Raw genomic sequence first — 18,097 nt, forward strand, 5'->3', positions numbered from 1 at the left:
GCCGAAATGGAAAAGCGGCCCCGGATCGATAGCAACCCGCACCGCGGCGGGATCGGGCAATTCCGTGTCGGGCGGCAGATCGGCCGCTTCCCGCCCGTCAACCAGGATGCTGATCGAGCCGCCATAGCGGCCCTGCGCATAGAGTGCAGCGAGGATACGGCGATAGTCGCCGCGCGCCCTGGCCAGAAGCCCGGCCGCGCCGGAGGCAGGCTTTTCGCGATCCTGCCACAGCGTTGACGCGCCCTTCAGCGTGTCCTCGATGTCGTCGCTTTCGGCAACTGCCGCAACCGCGAAATCGATCGAGTAGCGTTGCGGCTCGCCTATGACATCCTCGGTCTCGTCAGCTTTGGGCTCGAAAATCTTGATGCCGAACAGCTCGAACGCCGAAGCGGGTTCGGCAATCGCCAAGGCGACAACGCAAACTGCCGTGATTGCCCGCAGGCGACTAGAGCACCACACTCGCACAGACGTCCTCGATGCACCCCCCACCGCTCGCGCGCAACCATAACGGTATCGGCGCGGCTCTGCATCCAATAAATGTCGGCAATGCAAAGCGCTAGCCGCAGACGTGACCGATCTGCATCAGCCGTCCGCTGAGACAGGCCTGGTTCGACGGCAGAACGTGGGTAAATAATTGCGTCTCCGGCTACGGATGCGGTGGAACCGTGGCGGCACGCTCGACTACTATATGCGCGCCTTCGACTTGAGCGACAGCCGCAAACTGTGGTGATGGCCCCTTGCAGTGAACAGATTTCCGCCCCGATGAATTTTTTATCACCACGAAATCAATAGCTTGTATGATTAATTCGCTTTTCCCGCTCCCGATTTGTTCACACATCCGGCCGCTCCCTCATACTCCGTCCCGGCAGCTTGCTGGTGGGGACGGGTGTACACGACCGGCATCCAGGCAAGTGTGGCGCCGGAGACGATACCCGCTGGGTCGCGCGGATCGCTCCGGCCCCGGGTCGCGCCTGTGCGCCCGCGCTCCGTCCCAGCATACGGGACAGGAGCGATGGGCCGGACAGCGATCAGGGGAGAAAACGCCGGCGGCGCATGGCAGCGCGTCAACTAACTAAATTGATTAGGCGTCGTTGCCATGCGCCGCTCCCCACGCCCCGGCTTCGAGAAGAAGCGCGGGAACGCGCCCGCGCGCCCGGCAACTATCCAACAGCAGGGCGCGTCAGTAGCCGCCGATGATCGGCAAAATCTCACCTGTGATGTAGCTGGAACAATGCGACGAGGCGAGGAATACGTAGGCGGGCGCGATCTCCTCGGGCTGGGCCGGGCGCTTCATCGGCGTGTCCGAGCCGAATTTCGACACGTCTTCAGCCTCCTTTTCGGAAGGATTGAGCGGCGTCCAGACCGGTCCGGGCGCGATCGCGTTGACGCGGATGCCCCGCGGCACCAGTTGCGCCGCCAGTGCCCGTGTGAAGGCGTGGATGCCGCCCTTGGTCATCGAGTAGTCGATCAGTTGCTTGCTGCCCGTTATGCCGACGACCGAACCCGTGTTGATAATGGCGGAGCCCGGCTTCAGATGCTCCACCGCCGCCTGAGCCATATGGAAGTAGCCGTAGAGGTTGGTCTTGATCGTCGTGTCGAAATGTTCGGGCGTCAGGTCCTCGAATTTCGCGGCATGAACCTGAAAGGCTGCGTTGTTGACCAGCACATCCAGGCCGCCGAGTTCGTCCACAGTCTGCTTCACCGCCGCCCGGCAGGCTTCGCGCGTCGAGATGTCGCCGGGAATCAGGATGCAGCGTTTGCCCTCGGCCTCTACCGCCTTTTTCGCCGCTTTGGCGTCTTCGTGCTCGTCGAGATAGCTGATGGCGATTTCGGCGCCTTCGCGGGCGAACAGCACCGCCACCGCCCGGCCAATGCCGCTGTCGCCGCCGGTGATCAGGGCGATCTTGCCCTCGAGCTTGTGGGAGCCGATGTAGAACGGTGCGTCGTACATCGGAGCCGGATCGAGCCGCGCTTCGGAGCCCGGCTTGGGCTGGTGTTGCCTGGGGAAAGGCGGCTCCGGATAACGCCGCGCACCGGCCTGCATGGCGCCCTGCGATTCTCTGCCGGAACTTTTCTTCGCCTTGTCAGCGGCGTCGATGCCGCTCTGGATTTCCCGCTGTTTTTCGGAAGTTTCGGCCGCCTGCGCCGGAGTCTTGGGTTTCGCATCCTTGTCCATTGGTTCGCTCGCTTGACTGGTCAGTGTGCGTGCCTAACGCCCGAGCGGCAAAACTGTTCTCCGGAAAGCAACGCAAAAGCCCGACGCGTGGAAAAACGCGTCGGGCTTGGAGAAATCGACGGCCGAAGCAGCTCAGTCGATGTCGAACGAAACGCCCTGCGCCAGCGGCAGCGCCTTGGAATAGTTCACCGTGTTGGTGGCGCGGCGCATGTAGGCCTTCCACGCGTCGGAGCCGGATTCGCGGCCGCCGCCGGTTTCCTTCTCGCCGCCGAACGCGCCGCCGATCTCGGCGCCCGAGGTGCCGATATTGACGTTGGCGATGCCGCAGTCGGACCCGTCGGCGCTAAGGAAGCGTTCGGCCTCGCGCATGTCCAGCGTGAAGATCGACGAGGAAAGCCCCGCGCCTACTGCATTATGCTTGGCCAGCACTTCGTCGAAATCGGAATATTTCATCACGTAGAGGATCGGTGCAAAGGTCTCTTCCAGGACTGGGCCGGTCTGATCGGGCATTTCGACCAGCGCCGGCCTGACGTAGAAAGCCGCTGCCTCACCGGTGTCGACCCGGCTGCCGCCGGTGACCTTGCCGCCCTCGGCACTGGCTCGCTCGATCGCTTTTTCCATGCCGCGGAACGCCGCCTCGTCGATCAGCGGTCCGACAAGGGCGTTGGTGGTCAGCGGATTGCCCACCGACACGCTTTCATAAGCCTTCCTCAAGCGCTGGACGAGCGCGTCATAGATGCTCTCGTGCACGAAAAGCCGGCGCAGCGTGGTGCAGCGCTGGCCGGCCGTGCCCATGGCGCCGAAGGCGATGGCCCGCAACGCCATGTCGAGATCGGCCGACGGGCAGACGATGCCCGCATTGTTGCCGCCGAGCTCAAGGATGGCGCGGGCGAAGCGCTTCGCCAGACGCGGCGACATCGCGGCCCATGCGGGTCGAGCCGGTGGCCGAAACGAGCGCCACTTTGGGATGGTCAACCAGCACCTCGCCGACGGCACGGTCGCCGATCAGCAATTGCGCCAGCCCCTCGGGCGCGTCGCCGAACCGCGCCATTGCGCGCTTCAGGATCGCATCGCAGGCGAGCGCCGTCAGCGGCGTCTTTTCCGACGGCTTCCAGACGACGGCATTGCCGCAGACCAGCGCAAGCGCTGCATTCCACGACCAGACCGCGACCGGGAAGTTAAACGCGGAAATGACGCCGACGACGCCAAGCGGATGCCAGGTTTCCATCATGCGGTGGCCGGGGCGCTCGGTAGCGATGGTCAGGCCGTAGAGCTGGCGCGAAAGGCCGACCGCGAAATCGCAGATGTCGATCATCTCCTGGACCTCGCCCAGCCCTTCGGACGGGATCTTGCCGGCTTCGATCGAAACCAGGCGGCCGAGCTCAGCCTTGTGGGCGCGCAGTTCCTCGCCGAGCAGCCGCACCAGCTCGCCGCGCCGCGGCGCCGGCACGAGACGCCAGTCGCGGAAGGCGGCGTCGGCCTGTTCGATGATACGGCCGGCCTCGGTGGGCGATACCGAGCGGACGTCGGCGATCTTCTCGCCGGTGATCGGGCTTTTGGCGGGCAGGTCTCCGCCGGTGAAGCTCTCCTTCGAAACGCCGAGGCTCGTCAGCAGTTCGGTGGTCTCTTGTGCGATTGTCATCGTGAAATCTCTTCCTGCTGTTCGCAATTGGGCTCGCACGGGCTGGAATTCGCCCGCTGCGAGCGTCAGATGGCGCTTGTTAGTTCATTTGCGCGCCGCCGTGAACTCACCAGCGCGCGCAATCCGCCGCACCAATCAAGGGCACGGGTTTCCGGTGCGCTGGTGGATTGCGTCAACCGCTCGCTGCATCTCGTCGGTCCAGCGCACCTCCGCGGCGTCGAGCGCCATATTAAGCTGCGGGATGCTGGTCGCGCCGATGATATTCGAGGTGACGAAAGACCGGCTGGTGACGAAAGCGTTGGCGAACAGCGCCGGCTCCAGGCCGAAGCTGCGGGCAAGGTTGTTGTATTCGAGCTGCACTTCCGCCGCGTTGGGCGTTTCGTAACGTTGGCCGCGGTTGAAAAGCTGCGAACGCGATCCCTCAGGCCGCGCGCCATGGTCGTATTTGCCGGTGAGATAGCCTTGCGCCAACGGCGAATAGGCGAGCAGCGACACCTCCTCGCGACCGCAGACCTCGGCCAGATTGACCTCGAAGGTGCGGTTGACGAGGTTATAGGCGTTCTGCAGGCTGGCAACTCTTGGCCCCACGCCCTTGTCGCTCTCTGCAACGAACCGCATGACGCCCCACGAGCTTTCATTCGACAGGCCGAAATGCCGGATCTTTCCAGCCTCGACCAGTTCGGTGAATACCGCCAGCGTTTCGGCGATAGGCGTTTCGTCCTCGTCACGTGGCGCCGGCCAATTGCCGACCCGCGTCGGATTCGATCCCCACGGAACCTGCCGCTCCGGGAAATGGATCTGGTAGAGATCGACATAATCGGTCTGGAGCCTGGCAAGCGATTTATCGATCGCGTCGAATATATCGGCCCGCACCAGCTTCGATGGGCGGTCGCCGCGGAACCAGTCATTGGCCGTGCGCCCGACTACCTTGGAGGCGACGATCACATCCGCCCGGTTCCGGCGCGCCCTCATCCAGTTGCCGATATAGGCTTCGGTCCGCCCCTGCGTCTCGGGCTTGGGCGGGATCGGGTAAAGCTCGGCGGTATCGAGGAAATTGACGCCGCGCTCGAAGGCGAGGTCCATCTGGGCGTGGCCTTCCGCCTCGGTGTTCTGCTGGCCCCAGGTCATCGTTCCGAGGCAGATTTTGGAAACATAAAGATCGGTGCGGCCAATACGGCGCTGTTGCATGATTTGAAATCTCCGGCAGGAAAATGGTTTGGGCGGCAAAGCGCTGGGGGTGAGAAGCGCATCATAGCCACCGCTCGACTGCACGCCAAGAGGCCCCGCGATGCACACTTCTCCGTCTGACGCGATTAGCGCTTCGCGGCGGCCCGCCGCTTGGCGTCGTCTATCAGCATATTGGCGACCTGCATGCGCACCATGGCGCGCTGGCGCAGATGCGGCGCGACGCGGTCGGGATGGTTCTTGAAGGCGAAGCTACGCCGCAAACGGCCGAAATCGGCAGCCGCCCTGGCCTCGTCGAGGCCAAGTTCGACGGCAATGGCGGCCGGCTCGATGGAAGGCAGGCCTTCAGCGGGAACAGCGTCGCCCGCCAGCAGCGGTTCGGCCTGGCTGAGCAGCGCCGCCAGTTCCGTCTCGAACTCCTCATTCGTCCGGCGATATTCAGCGGCGGCTTCGTCGCTCGAAACCTTGATCCGGCCGGAATGCAACTCGTCGGCGACCGACAGATAGTCGAACGGGATCGACGGCTGCCGTGCCGTATCGTCAACAGCCGGCTTGGCGACAAAGAGGTCGTCAAGCAGCGAAGCGAAGTCGCGGTTTGCGCCTGTTCCGATAACAGCCTCCTCGCCTTTCCCGTTTCGTCTCGGTCACCGTTAGTAGAATCCGGTTAAAAATCACTCCGAAACATGCGGACGAATTTACCGGACATGGCGGCGACTGGCGCGAACCTCGGCCGCCCTGCCCGGGTCAGACCCCACCGATGAAATCGGGCTTGCCAAGCGGTACGCCGTTGTGGCGCAGGATGGCGTAGGCGGTGGTGACGTGGAAATAGAAGTTCGGCATCCCGAACTGGAGAAGATACTGCAGGCCGGTAAACTTCCGCTGGCCGCCCAGCAATCTCATTTCGACTGTCCTTTCCTCGGAACCGTCTATGTCGGCGGGCGAGAAGCTTTCGAGATACCGCACCGTTTTTGCGATCCGCTCCTGAAGCTCGGCAAAGGACGCTTCTTTGTCCTCGTAGCTCGGGATCTCACGACCAGCCAGGCGAGAGGCAATGCCCTTGGCGTTATCGCTCGCAATCTGGATCTGCTGGGTCAGCGAGAGCATGTCAGGCGCGAGCCGCGCGGAAAGAAACACGTTTGGGTCGATCTTGCGTTGCGAGGCGTTTTCCTCCGCCTTGGCAAGCACTTGCGACAGCGCTTTCAGCCGGTTGATCAAAACCGGAATCGAAGCCTGGTACATCGAAATCGTCATCTGAAATCCCTCGGAACAGGCCGGAATGGCCCGAACGGAGATAGTGATCCGCCAGCAGGTCTTTCAAGCGCCATCACGACGCCGCAATCCATGCTAGCCTGCCTCATCGAGGGAGATTCCGATGAAAAAAGCGATTCTCGCCGCCGCTATGTCGATGTCGATCGCAGCCGCCGGCGCGCCATCGGGCGGACACGCCGCCGAACCGGACTATCTCGACGACCGCTCCGACGCGGAAGCGATCGTGAACTCGTTCTACAACGCCATCAACCGCCGCGAATTCTCTCGAGCATGGAGCTATTTCGGCGAGACCAAGCCGTCGGCGGATTTCGAGAGCTTCGTCGCAGGCTTCGAGGACACGAAATCGGTGCGCGTCGTCACCGGCGAGGCGAGCGTAGAGGGCGCTGCGGGAAGCACCTACTTCAACATCCCCGTCGCGATCGCGGCAACCGGCGCGGACGACACTAAGCGGGTTTTCGCCGGCTGCTATACGGCGCGGCTGATAAATCCGCAGATCCAGGAGCCGCCATTTACAGGGTTGCATCTGGAGCGCGGCGCGTTGAAGCCTGCCGACCAGTCAGTTGAGGAAGCGCTCCCGGCAAAATGCGGCGACGGACCGCCGCCCCCGGAACGTGACGCCGAACTCGAACAGGCAAAGAAGGCCTTCGCGGCCAGCCATGGCGAGGAATGCGCTTCACCGGGCAGAGATGCACAACCCACCGAACCCGAGCGCTACATCATCAAGTTCCATAGCACCGGCTATCCTGACGGCGACGAGCAGGAGGCGCGACTGTTCCGTTTCTTTTGCTCGTTGGGCGCCTACAATGAAGGCCATTACTATTATCAGGCCGACAAAGTTCAGGGCGTCAGGGAAATCCATTTCGCAACGCCTGAACTCCAGATTCAATACGAAAACGGCGACAGCGAAGGAAAAGTTGAGGCCATAAACATCATCGGCTATCGAAGCCAAGGCGAACTCATCAATTCGTTCTACGATGAATCGACGAAGACCATCACGTCTTATACCAAATGGCGCGGGGTTGGCGACGCGGCGGCCAGCGGGATCTGGCTGTTCCGCGATGGCGAATTCAGCCTCGTCCAGTACGATGTCGATGCCACCTATGACGGCGAGATCAACCCGGAAACCGTGCTCGACTACAACACCGCACCTTAGCGCCGCCTATGCGCCCGCTTGCCGACCTCCATCAATCCAGGGAGAAAACGCATGCTCTACAAAGGCAATTGTCACTGCGGCAAAGTCGCTTTTGAGGTCGAGGGAGAACTCACCGCCGCTGTGGCTTGCAATTGCTCCATCTGCTCCCGCAAGGGCGCATTGCTGTGGGCCGTGCCGCGCGACAAACTGCGCCTGACCGGTTCCGGAAACGGCATGGGAACCTACGTGTTCAACAAACATGCCATCGAGCACCGCTTCTGCCGGACGTGTGGCATGCATCCCTTCGCCGAGGATGCTGCCTTGGAGGCCGAGCCCTCAGCCTACATCAACATACGCTGCCTTGAAGGCGTTGATCTTGCTTCCGTGCCGGTAATCGATTTCGACGGCCGCTCGATGTGAATGCTACAAGCGGCTCACCGGGCGGAAAGCATCCAGTTGAGCGTTTCGCGCCAGTCGAGCATGCGGATCGGGGTGCCGTGGGTCCCGGTCTCGAAACGAACGAAGCGGACTGGATAGCCGGGCGATTTCGCTGCAATCGAGCGGAAGAATGCTTCCTGTTTCTCGACCGGAAAGACCGTGTCGCGACTGCCATGACCGAAGAACACCGGCACTTTGGCGCGAAAAGCGGGGCTGGCGAGAAAGCCGTTATACCAATGCGAGCCGAGCAGCAGCAGACCGGATAGTCGCGGGCCGATCGCCTTGTCGCCCGCGAGGCTCCAGCACAGCGCGCCGCCCATCGAGCCGCAGGCAACGAATATTTTCGCGCCGGGCGACTGCCCAACATAATGGGCGATCAGCGCTTCGATTTCCGCCACGCCTTTCTCGTCGAAATCTGAAAAATCCGGCGACAGATAAAGCCCGTCGTTTCGGGCCATCAAATTCTTGATGCGGTTGAAGTTGCCGCCGAAGCTGAAGTCGTCGACGCCTTGCTTTCGACTGCCCCCCTGCCCGTGCAGGTAGATGGTGATGAATTTCGCGCCCTGGCGCCTTCCGACCGCAACATGGCGGACATTGCCCGCGCCGGTCCTCAGCACCAGATCCTGCTGCGCCTTGCGCACGCCGGTCGAGATGTATTTGCTGTGTGCGCGCCGCTCGGGGATTTGGTCGCGACCATTGATGTCGCGCATCTCGTTGTAGTCGACGACCGTATGGGCGCCGTTCCGCGAGAGGATGGCTGGATAGGCGAACAGTTCGTCCTTGTAGGGTTTCAGGGTTTCGGCGGAGGCAACCGAAGGGAGAGTGGATAATAGGAGAATCAAGACAAAGCGGCAAAACCGGATGTGGGATTTTTGCACACTTGCTCCTCGATGCGACGGTCCGATCGCATTCTTGTCGTCAAACAATGTCAACAGCAAGATGGATTGACGGCAGGGTTCAGTCCTGCAGTACGCCACCGGCGTTTTCCAGCGCATCCCTGGTGTCGACATCGATGCCTGCGCCCTCGCCGATCTCGACATCGACGACGTTCAAGCTTTCCGCCTCGACCAGATGGCGCGCACCCGTATCGCCCTCAAGCAGCGAAACGGCATGGAACAGCGAACGCGGCAGGATCACCGGATTGCCGCGCTTGCCATTATGTACAGCCCTGACGATCGCCGCGCCGCCCGATTTCTCGAAAGCTCCGATCAGATGATCAAGGTCGCCGGCTGAGACGCCCGGCATGTCGGCGAGCACAATCATCGCGCCTGCTGCGTCGGCCGGCAGGCTTGCCACGCCCCGTTTCAGCGAGCCGGAAAGGCCCGAGGCGAAATCCGGATTGTGGACGATCCTCACGTCGAGGCCGGACAGCGCCGTGCGAATACGGTCAGTTTGGTGGCCGGTAACAACAGTCACACCCGCTGCCCGCGATGCCAGCGTGCGCTCGGTCGAGCGGCGAACCAGCGGCCGCCCCTCGAACAGCGCCATCAGTTTGTTCGGACCGCCCATGCGGCTTGAGCGGCCCGCGGCGAGCAGCACGATCTCGACCTTCGGCTCCACCGGCGCGGCCGGCGCCTCGCGCGGCTGTGGCCGCGTCGGGATCTCCATCAGAAGCCCGCCGACGCCCATGCCGGCAATGTCCGCCGCCGTCACGTCGAGACCGGCGATGAGGCGGTCGAGCACCCAGTCGAAGCCGTTTTCCTTGGGGCTGCGGGCGCAGCCCGGCGCGCCAAGCACGGCCTTGCCGCCGATCCTGCCGAGCACCAGCAGATTGCCCGGATCGACAGGCATGCCGGTGCGGATCACCTCGCCGCCAGCGGCGCGGATCGCAGCCGGGATGACATCGTCGAAATCGCAGACCGCCGAGGCGCCGAAAACCACCAGTAGATCGCAATTTCCGGCCAGTTTCGCGATGGCCGCCGCAACCGCATCCGCCTCATGCGGCGTCCGCAGTTCTTCGACGACGCGGCTTTGCGAACGAGCCAGCCGAGCCTCGGTGATGCGCGTGGTCTTAGCGAGCACGCTATCCTTAAGGCCGGGCAGCACGGTCTGGACGATGCCGACCCGCTTTGGGCTGAAAGGATGAACGGCGAAAATCTCGCCGCGCCGGCAAAGCTCCGTCACAGCCTCGACCGTGTCGTTTGGGACCGCAAAGGGGATGATCTTCACCGTCGCGACCATCTGGTCCTGCTCGACCGCCGCGAAATTCGCCAGCGTTGCGATGGTGATGGCTGGATCTACGGCGTTGATCGCGTCGATCATCGCCGCGTCGACCGTGAAGACGCCTGCTTCGCGCGCATGAAGATTGACCCGGCCGGTGGATGGCGGCCTGACTTCGACGCCGCGAGCCGACATACCCGCCGCGACCCCCGCCGCCGCCTCGTCCTCGCTGAGATCGTCCGGCGCAAGCACCGCTGCGACCACTTCGGTGACGTCCGCCGCCCCCAACGCTGCGATGTCCTCCGCCGTCAGCACATGCGCCTTGCGCAAGCGCCGGCCAGCAATCTGGATGGAATGCGCCAGCACCGCGCCTTCGGCATCCTTGACTGGGACAGGGCCGAACTTCACGCCGCTTCGCCCTTGGCGCCAGCGGCGGCCCCGCGAGAGCGGAAGGCTTGGATCACTTGCGCCAGCACAGCCACTGCAATTTCCGAAGGGCTGGCCGCGCCGATGTCGATGCCGATTGGCGCGTGGATGCGCGCGATCTGGTCCGCCGTCGCACCTGCGGCCAGCAGGCGCTCGACCCGCTTCGCGTGCGTTTTGCGGCTGCCCAGCGCGCCGACATAGAAGCAGCCGGCATCGAGCGCCGCCTTGAGCGCGAAATCGTCGATCTTTGGGTCATGAGTGAGCGCGGCAAGCGCGGTATAACCGTCGAGAGGCCGCGCGGACATGACATCCTGCGGCCATTCAGGATGAAGCGTCACGTCGGGAAAACGATCCTTCGTGGCGAACGCCGTCCTAGGGTCGATGATTTCCAGCGGATAGCCGGCCACGCGCGCCATCGGCGCCAGGGCCTGGCTGATATGGACCGCACCAATCACCACCAGGCGCGGCTGCGGCAGATGCGCGTTGAGGAAAAATGTCCGGCCATCGGCCTCGACCGAGCCCGACACTCCGGTGCGGAACGCTTTGGCGATCGCCTCGCCAATTGCGCCTACAACAACATCGCCCTCCAACACGATGCGGTCGCCGCCGTCGCCAAGATCGGTGACCAGGATCGCCGCGCGTCGCGCCCGGCGCGCTTCATTCAACTGTTTCAGGGAGGCGAAATCCATAGTGCTCAGCCCAGCTTCTCGACGTAAACCTTGATGCGCCCGCCGCAGGACAGGCCGACCTGCCAGGCGGTTTCATCGGCGACACCGAATTCGAGCATCCTGGCCTTGCCCGTCTCGATCACATCGGCCGCTTCGGCGACCACCGCGCCTTCGACGCAGCCGCCCGAAACCGAACCCTGGAAGTTGCCGTCAGCATCGACTACCAGATGACTGCCGGCCGGGCGCGGCGCCGAGCCCCAGGTCTCGACCACGGTGGCGATCGCCACCTCCTTGCCGTCCTGCAGCCAGCTTTCGGCTATGGCCAGCGGATCGCGGCTTTCGTCCAGATTGGCGCGCTCGTTCATGGTCGCTCCTCCGTGAGCAGAATATGTTGCGCCGAGCGCGGCCTGCCAATAGCCGTCCAGCGGCGCGGGTCGACGTCGCGATTCGAGGCCTTGTCCAGCGAGGCGCAAAGGTCGGCCAGCGCGTTCAGATTGTGCACCGCGCGAAACTCGTCGACATGCGGCAGCATGGCCCTGACGCCGCGGGCGCGCGGCTCGAAACCGTCGAAGCGCAACAGCGGGTTCAGCCAGATCAGCCGGCGACAGGATTTTCTCAGTCGCTCCATCTCTTCGCTCAGGCCGGCGACATCGTCGCGCTCGAGCCCGTCGGTAATGAGCAGCACCACCGCCCCCTGCCCCAGCACGCGGCGCGACCACAGCCGATTGAATTCGTGCAGAGCGTCGCCGATGCGAGTGCCGCCCGACCAGTCCTTTACCGCCGCCGAAGCCTCGGCAAGCGCCTCGTCGGGGTCGCGGTGGCGCATCTGGCGCGTCAGGTTGGTGAGCCGCGTGCCGAACACGAATGTGTGCACGCGCCGTCGCTTCTCGGTCAGTGCATGCAGGAAATGCAGAAAGATCCGCGTGTACTGGCTCATGGAACCGGAAATGTCGGCCAGCACCACCAGCGGCGGATGGATTTTCCGCCGCGTTCGGAATTTGGGCAGGATCAGCGTGCCGCCGGTGCGCGCGGCCGAACGCATCATGGCGCGCGGATCGATGATGCTGCCGCGCTGGTCGAGCTTGAAGCGGCGCGTTGCCACCATGTCGAAAGGCAGCGTGAGCGCCGATATAGCGCGCTTGGCGTCGCCAATCTCGGCTGCGCTCATCTGGGCGAAGTCCTTGCCGCGCAAAACCTCGTTGCCGGAGAAGGTGAAGCGGGCGTCGACCTCGATCTCGGGAATCTCGCGCGGCAGCTGGTTCTTGCGGTGGCCTTCGAACATAGCCTCGCTGACGCGACTTTCGGCGGCGCGCGGTTTTTCCCGCTCGCGATGATCGGGCGCTACCGGCGAAAACATCGCCAGCATCTTCTCGATCAGTTCGCGAGATTTCCAGAACAGCCGGAACGCCTCGTCGAATATGGCGTGATCCTCGTGGCGGGTGACGAGGACGGCATGCAGCGTCCAGTAGAAATCCTCGCGGGTTCCGATGCCCGCTACCAGCACCGCCTCGATCGCATCCTTCACCGAAGCCGGGCCGACCCGCATACCGGCCTTGCGCAAGGTGCGGGCGAAATACACGATATTGTCGGCGATGCGCCCTTCCGGCTTTGCCGAGTTTGGAACTGAGGAGAAGCTTGCCATCTACTCCGCCGCCGAGAGCTCCGCCTTCACTTCGTGGAGAAGACGGCGGCCCTCGCCCTGTTCGATACGGGCTATATCGTCCTGGTATTTCAAGAGAACGCCGATCGTATCGGAGACGGTCTCCGGATCGAGCGCGATCTTGTCGAGTTCTGTGAGGGCGCCGGCCCAGTCGATGGTCTCGGCAACGCCCGGCACCTTGAACAGATCGATCTCGCGCAGCTTCTGGATGAAGCGGACAACTTCCGCCGAGAGCCGCTGGTTGGCTTGCGGCACCTTGCGCCGCACGATCTCCAGCTCTCGTTCTGCGTCGGGATAGTCAACCCAGTGATAGAGGCAGCGGCGCTTCAGTGCGTCGTGGATCTCGCGCGTCCGGTTGGTGGTTATGATGACGATCGGCGGCTCTTCGGCTTTGATCGTGCCGAGTTCCGGCACCGTCACTTGGTAATCCGAAAGAATTTCAAGCAGGAAGGCCTCGAAGGCCTCGTCGGTGCGGTCGAGTTCATCGATGAGGAATACCGGAGCGGCGCCCTCGGCTCCGGTCAGCGCTTCCAGAACAGGCCGGCGGATCAAATATTTCTCGGAGAAGACGTTGCGCTCCATGTCGGACCGCACGACCGAGCCTGCCGCCTCTTCCATGCGGATCTCGATCATCTGGGCCGCATAGTTCCATTCATAGACCGCCGAGGAGACGTCCAGCCCCTCGTAGCATTGCAGGCGGATCAGCTTGCGGCCCAGCGCCTGGGCCAGAACCTTGGCGATCTCGGTCTTGCCGACGCCGGCCTCGCCTTCCAGGAAGAGCGGCCGCTTCATGCGCAGCGAGAGGAACAGGACAGTCGCCAGCGAACGGTCGGCGACATAATCCGCGCCGGCCAGCATATCGAGCGTCTCGTCGATCGTCTGCGGCGCGGGACGCGGTTGCAACTCGCTCATTCGACCTCCGGAAATGCAAGGGGGCGGCTCCGGGTTCAAACCCTAGAGCATGCGGTATCCCCTGTTGAAATAGATCAGCGGTTCGAGCGTATCGCCGATGCGCAACCCTGTCACCTTGCCGAAAAGCACTCGGTGGGTGGCGTGATCCTTGGTGTCGACCAGTTCGCAGTCGAACACGGCGAGCGCGTCCACCAGCGTCGGTGCGCCCGATGCGATCGTATCCCAACGCGCCAGGTCGAAGCGCTCCTGGGGCGGCAGACCGCTGAGGCCCGAAAATGCAACCGCCAGCGGCTGCTGGTCCGCGCGGAGCGTGTTCAGCGCGAAATTGCCGTTCTTCAGGAAGGCTTCGTTCTTGGGATTTTCACGGTTGACGCACACCAGCACCGTCGGCGGCATGTCCGAAACCGAGCAGGTGGCGATTACGGTAGCGCCTCGCTTTCCGGCCGGGCCGGCGGTCGTTACCACATGCACTGCGCCGGCGAAATTCGCCATCGCGTCGCGATAGGCCTGCGGCTCGATGTCGGTTTTCTTCAGCACCTGCGATTTCCCGTGATTTGCGTTGCCCGCTATATATGGCCATGAAGCGCGCGTCACAAGCGAAGCCGGCAAGCGCCTGCCGCGATTTGGCGTGTTGCACGACGCAGGGCCAGCGATTAGGTCTTGGCCGCAGATGACGCCGTTGGCCGGCTACCGGCGCCTGGAGGAAAATTGGCTCGCCTGCGATTTGCGATCACGGTGTCGGCGGGGATGCTGCTTTCGGGCACGGCGAGCGCCGAGCCGCTTGCGATCGGAGTTTCCGCGCCGCTCAGCGGGTCTTCCGCCATACTGGGAGCGCAGGTCCTGGAAGGCGCCTCCGCCGCGGCCGGAACGGCAACGCTTGAAATCGCCGACGACGCCTGCACGGCAGCAGGCGGAGCGGAAGCCGCGCGGCAGTTCGTCGAGGCGAAGGTGCGGGTCGTTGTCGGCTTCTTGTGCACGGAAGCGATCGAGGCGGCGCTGCCAATTCTGAAAGAGGCAGGCATTCCGGTCATCACCGTTGGCGTCAGGACCGACAGCCTAACAGACCGCCGCGAAAAGACCGGCTGGCCGGTTTTCAGGCTCGGACCGCGCGCCGACGGTGAGAACGCCGCGGTCGCTGCAATCCTGCCGAAGCTCTGGCGCGATAAGCTTTTCGCCATCATCGATGACGGCACGATCTATGGCCGCGAGCTTGCCGAAAGCGTGCGCGCCGCCGCCGAACAGGCCGCGCTCAAGCCGGTATTCGTCGACAATTTCCGGCCGCAGATGGACAACCAGGTCGGCCTCGTCGGGCGCCTTCGCAGAGCCGGCGCCACGCATGTCTTCGTCGGCGGCGACCGCGAGGATGTCGCGATCATGGCGCGCGATGCCGCGGCTGTCGACGCTGACATCATCTTTGCCGGCGGTGAAGCGCTGCGCGCCGCTCCGGGCGACGTTCCGCTGGCCGAAGGAACGCTGATGATCGGCCTGCCCGAATGGTCCGAAATCGCCAGCAAGGAATCGCTCGCGGTACTCAGGGAGCGCCAGACCGCCCCCGACGGCTACGTTCTGCCTGCATTCGCGGCGGTCGAAATCGCCCGCGCAGCCCTTGCTGATGCCGACGCCACCGGCAAAACGCCGGGAGATATCCTTGCAGAGGGGGAATTCAAGACGGCGATCGGACCTGTCCGTTTCGACGACAAAGGCGACCTCGCCGACAATCCCTATCGCGCCTTCCGCTATGGCGGTGAGCGCTTCGTTCCATTGGGAGACGAGTGATGTTCCACCACGGGCCGCGCAATCTGATCACCGATGTCGCCGGCGTTTTGGTCGGCAATGCCGACGACGCGCGACTGAAATCGGGCGTCACAGTAGTGGTCTGCGAGGAGCCGACGGTGGCCGGCGTGCAGGTGCTGGGCGGCGCGCCGGGCACTCGCGAGACAGATCTCCTCGAACCGCACAATGCGGTTGAGAAAGTGCATGCGCTGGTATTGTCGGGCGGATCGGCGTTCGGACTCGACGCCGCCTCCGGCGTCCAGGCGGCGTTACGTGAAAAGGGCATCGGCCTGGAGGTGCGCGGACAGCGCGTGCCGATCGTGCCGGCGGCCATTTTGTTCGACCTTTTCAATGGCGGCGACAAGGAATGGGGCCGCTATCCGCCATACCGGGAGCTCGGCTATGAGGCGATGCAGGCGACAAGCCGCGACTTTGCGCTCGGCACGGCCGGAGCCGGAACCGGCGCGCTCGCGGCCGGTCTGAAGGGCGGCCTCGGCTCTGCTTCGACTGTGCTCGACAGCGGGATCACCATCGGCGCGCTGGTCGCGGCCAACCCTACCGGTTCCGTCACTGTTGGCCAGAGTCACCATTTTTGGGCGGCCCCCTTCGAAATCGGCGACGAGTTTGGCGGGCTCGGCTATCCCTCGCCGATGCCCCAGGATGCGCGGAAGATAGCGCTTAAGTTCCGCGACGGGGCCGTCGGCGGCAATACCACGATCGCAGTGATCGCGACCGATGCGGTCCTGACCAGTGCCGGCGCAAAACGGCTTGCTATCGCCGCTCATGACGGCTTCGTCAGGGCGATATGGCCGACGCATACCCCAGCCGACGGCGACCTGGTCTTTGCTCTGGCGACGGGAAGGAGTGGCAAGACGCTTGAGCCGAACGACGCCATCGACATGTATGCGGCGGCGGGCGCGACGATGGCACGCGCCATCGCCCGGGCGGTCTATGCCGCGACGCCCGCCGAAAACGACCTGGTGCCGGTATGGTCCTCCCGCTCCTGAGCGGAGCTACACAGGCTGCTATTCTTCCTCGAAGGTGACGGCGACGTTGGAATTGGCCGACAGCCGCACCTTGTCGCCTTCCACCTCGGCGATGAGGCTGGCCGGTATGAAGTGGTGATGCCCTCGATGGGAGCCCTCGCCGCTGTCCTTGCGGGTCAGCTTGATGCGCTGCCCCTCCACCTTGTCGACCGTGCCGATATGGACGCCATCGGCGCCGATCACTTCCATATGCTCGCGAATGCCGCTCATGTCGGCCATTGTCTGCCTCCTTGCTTCTGACCTGACGCCCTAACGATCGGCGGCAGGATTGGATGCATCGGTTCCCGCTGTGAACGCGACGTTAGGGTTCGCGCGCGATATTCGGTCGATCCCGACGGCCTGCGGAGAAACTATGCGAACCGTTCTAGCCCTGCTTGTTTTTCTGACGGCCACGCACACTTCGCTGGCAGGCGATGTTGCGGAGCTGGAAATACTGGGCTTCAGCGAAGACGGCTCGGTTTTTGCTTTCGAGGAATATGGCGTACTCGACGGATCCGGCTTCCCTTACTCCAACCGCTATTACATCGATGTCGATAGCGACGAATTCCTGCCTGGAACGCCGATCAGGGTGCGCCTTGAAGACGAGACCGCCACAGTGGAAAAGGCTCGTGGACAGGCGCGCGAGCGTGGAGAAAAGGTTGTTCCTCAATCGGTCCTGGAGGCAAACCGCGGCTTCACCGCCGGCTTCAATACCGTTACCGAACTGTCGGCCGACCCCCACCGGATGCTGGTAAATCCCCGGCCAATCTTCTATCCGGTCGACCATCCACTGGAGTTCCGGCTCGAAAATGTCCCGCTCAATAACACCGAGCGATGCCAAAACCATGGCGAGATCAACGGTTTCCGCCTGCTGCGCATAGGTGCTTCGGAGGGCGGCCGTACACAAGTCCTGCACGAGGACAAGTCGATCCCGCAGAGTCGCGGCTGCCCCCATGGTTACGGCATCGGCGCGGTGCAGACATTCTACCACGCAGGTGGGCAGTCAGCCTATGCCGTGGTCATCTCGGTGCACTCGTACGGCTTCGAGGGCCCGGATTTCCGCTGGATCGCGGTCACGGGGCGGTGGTGATCCTGCCGGTCGACAGCGCTGCCCACGGCCGCCGTGAAAGCAGCGCGTTTTCGGCGCGACTGCGCCGCGCTGTGCCTTCTATCGGCACTGCTCTAGCCGGGGCGGCGCTGTGGGGGCTGGCGATGGGCGCCGGCGCCTACGCCAATCTCCTTCTGGCTGCGTGGGAAACCCCGGCCAAACTTCAATTCGTGGCCGTATTGTTTGCGGCTGGTGGTGCGCTTGCGTTCCCGTTGGGGCTCTTCCTTGCCCGGTTTCTGTCGGAAGGGCGGCGCGTCGAGGCCTCCTTCGCGGCAGCGTTTCTCTGCTTCGCCGCCGCTACCGTGGCGGTGACCGCCGTCGTCTACGCCATCCAATACCGCTCGTACTATTCCGCATGGCATGCGGACATTTTCTCCATTACCTGGACGTTCCAGCTGGTCTTCACGACGCTGGCGGCGCTCTATCAGTTCTTGGTGCTCGGGGTGCGGCTGTTCTTCCCGTTCGGTTTCTTGGCGCTGTTCGCCGCCGCCTTCTGGTTTGCGCGCCGTTCACGTTGAGCATT

The 18,097-nt window shown here is 63.6% G+C and carries 18 protein-coding genes and 1 pseudogene; 6 read left to right on the forward strand and 13 right to left on the reverse strand.

The window, feature by feature from the left end:
• Nucleotides 1-1,180: 1,180 nt before the first annotated feature.
• From ABVK50_RS13930 to ABVK50_RS13950, 5 genes and pseudogenes are all read right to left on the reverse strand, one after another.
• Complete coding sequence (locus tag ABVK50_RS13930; RefSeq protein WP_353640999.1) at nt 1,181-2,176, reverse strand: SDR family oxidoreductase; 996 nt, start codon at nt 2,174-2,176, stop codon at nt 1,181-1,183.
• A gap of 132 nt (nt 2,177-2,308) precedes the next feature.
• A pseudogene (locus ABVK50_RS13935) lies at nt 2,309-3,818 on the reverse strand (aldehyde dehydrogenase family protein).
• 135 nt (nt 3,819-3,953) lie between these two features.
• Nucleotides 3,954-5,006 carry an aldo/keto reductase gene (locus ABVK50_RS13940; RefSeq protein WP_353640997.1) on the reverse strand — a complete coding sequence of 351 codons (1,053 nt, stop codon included), beginning with the start codon at nt 5,004-5,006 and terminating at the stop codon, nt 3,954-3,956.
• A 125-nt stretch (nt 5,007-5,131) separates the two neighbouring features.
• Entirely contained in the window at nt 5,132-5,488 is a 357-nt protein-coding gene (locus ABVK50_RS13945; protein WP_353640996.1) for a hypothetical protein, read from the reverse strand.
• Nucleotides 5,489-5,747: 259 nt separating this feature from the next.
• A complete protein-coding gene (locus ABVK50_RS13950) occupies nt 5,748-6,254 on the reverse strand; it encodes a DUF1993 domain-containing protein (RefSeq protein ID WP_353640995.1) in 507 nt (168 codons plus the stop codon).
• Between the two features lie 121 nt (nt 6,255-6,375).
• Between ABVK50_RS13950 and ABVK50_RS13955 the strand changes: the two genes are divergently transcribed.
• Together ABVK50_RS13955 and ABVK50_RS13960 are read left to right on the forward strand one after the other, a co-directional pair.
• The gene (locus tag ABVK50_RS13955; RefSeq protein ID WP_353640994.1) at nt 6,376-7,425 is read left to right on the forward strand and encodes a DUF1176 domain-containing protein; all 1,050 of its coding nucleotides are present in this window, start codon (nt 6,376-6,378) and stop codon (nt 7,423-7,425) included.
• Between the two features lie 51 nt (nt 7,426-7,476).
• Entirely contained in the window at nt 7,477-7,824 is a 348-nt protein-coding gene (locus ABVK50_RS13960; RefSeq protein ID WP_008836569.1) for a GFA family protein, read from the forward strand.
• Nucleotides 7,825-7,838: 14 nt separating this feature from the next.
• On the opposite strand, the gene ABVK50_RS13965 is transcribed toward ABVK50_RS13960, so the two are convergent.
• The 7 genes from ABVK50_RS13965 to ABVK50_RS13995 all read right to left on the reverse strand — a co-directional run bounded on the left by ABVK50_RS13965 (nt 7,839) and on the right by ABVK50_RS13995 (nt 14,205).
• Nucleotides 7,839-8,684: an alpha/beta hydrolase gene (locus ABVK50_RS13965; RefSeq protein WP_353645938.1), complete on the reverse strand. Its 846-nt coding sequence runs from the start codon at nt 8,682-8,684 to the stop codon at nt 7,839-7,841.
• A 115-nt stretch (nt 8,685-8,799) separates the two neighbouring features.
• Complete coding sequence (locus ABVK50_RS13970; protein WP_353640993.1) at nt 8,800-10,410, reverse strand: molybdopterin-binding/glycosyltransferase family 2 protein; 1,611 nt, start codon at nt 10,408-10,410, stop codon at nt 8,800-8,802.
• On the reverse strand, nt 10,407-11,117 hold the full coding sequence (locus ABVK50_RS13975; RefSeq protein WP_353640992.1) for an XdhC family protein: 711 nt from the start codon (nt 11,115-11,117) through the stop codon (nt 10,407-10,409). Before ABVK50_RS13975 ends, ABVK50_RS13970 begins: the two co-directional genes overlap by 4 nt.
• Nucleotides 11,118-11,122: 5 nt before the next feature.
• Nucleotides 11,123-11,461 carry an XdhC family protein gene (locus ABVK50_RS13980; protein WP_353640991.1) on the reverse strand — a complete coding sequence of 113 codons (339 nt, stop codon included), beginning with the start codon at nt 11,459-11,461 and terminating at the stop codon, nt 11,123-11,125.
• Complete coding sequence (locus tag ABVK50_RS13985) at nt 11,458-12,738, reverse strand: VWA domain-containing protein (protein WP_353640990.1); 1,281 nt, start codon at nt 12,736-12,738, stop codon at nt 11,458-11,460. The genes ABVK50_RS13980 and ABVK50_RS13985 overlap by 4 nt, the downstream gene beginning before the upstream one ends.
• A complete protein-coding gene (locus ABVK50_RS13990; protein WP_353640989.1) occupies nt 12,739-13,668 on the reverse strand; it encodes a MoxR family ATPase in 930 nt (309 codons plus the stop codon).
• A 42-nt stretch (nt 13,669-13,710) separates the two neighbouring features.
• Entirely contained in the window at nt 13,711-14,205 is a 495-nt protein-coding gene (locus ABVK50_RS13995; RefSeq protein WP_353640988.1) for a flavin reductase, read from the reverse strand.
• Nucleotides 14,206-14,385: 180 nt separating this feature from the next.
• Here ABVK50_RS13995 and ABVK50_RS14000 point away from each other — a divergent pair, with 180 nt between their 5' ends.
• On the forward strand, nt 14,386-15,444 hold the full coding sequence (locus tag ABVK50_RS14000) for a branched-chain amino acid ABC transporter substrate-binding protein (RefSeq protein ID WP_353645937.1): 1,059 nt from the start codon (nt 14,386-14,388) through the stop codon (nt 15,442-15,444).
• On the forward strand, nt 15,444-16,448 hold the full coding sequence (locus ABVK50_RS14005) for a P1 family peptidase (protein ID WP_353640987.1): 1,005 nt from the start codon (nt 15,444-15,446) through the stop codon (nt 16,446-16,448). The genes ABVK50_RS14000 and ABVK50_RS14005 overlap by 1 nt, the downstream gene beginning before the upstream one ends.
• Nucleotides 16,449-16,466: 18 nt before the next feature.
• On the opposite strand, the gene ABVK50_RS14010 is transcribed toward ABVK50_RS14005, so the two are convergent.
• On the reverse strand, nt 16,467-16,706 hold the full coding sequence (locus tag ABVK50_RS14010; protein WP_353640986.1) for a DUF2171 domain-containing protein: 240 nt from the start codon (nt 16,704-16,706) through the stop codon (nt 16,467-16,469).
• Between the two features lie 133 nt (nt 16,707-16,839).
• Between ABVK50_RS14010 and ABVK50_RS14015 the strand changes: the two genes are divergently transcribed.
• Together ABVK50_RS14015 and ABVK50_RS14020 are read left to right on the forward strand one after the other, a co-directional pair.
• The gene (locus ABVK50_RS14015; RefSeq protein ID WP_353640985.1) at nt 16,840-17,556 is read left to right on the forward strand and encodes a DUF2259 domain-containing protein; all 717 of its coding nucleotides are present in this window, start codon (nt 16,840-16,842) and stop codon (nt 17,554-17,556) included.
• 122 nt (nt 17,557-17,678) lie between these two features.
• Nucleotides 17,679-18,092 carry a hypothetical protein gene (locus ABVK50_RS14020; protein WP_353646947.1) on the forward strand — a complete coding sequence of 138 codons (414 nt, stop codon included), beginning with the start codon at nt 17,679-17,681 and terminating at the stop codon, nt 18,090-18,092.
• The last annotated feature ends 5 nt before the right edge of the window (nt 18,093-18,097 follow it).

It is taken from the genome of Mesorhizobium sp. WSM2240 (genome assembly GCF_040438645.1).
Lineage (GTDB): Bacteria > Pseudomonadota > Alphaproteobacteria > Rhizobiales > Rhizobiaceae > Allomesorhizobium.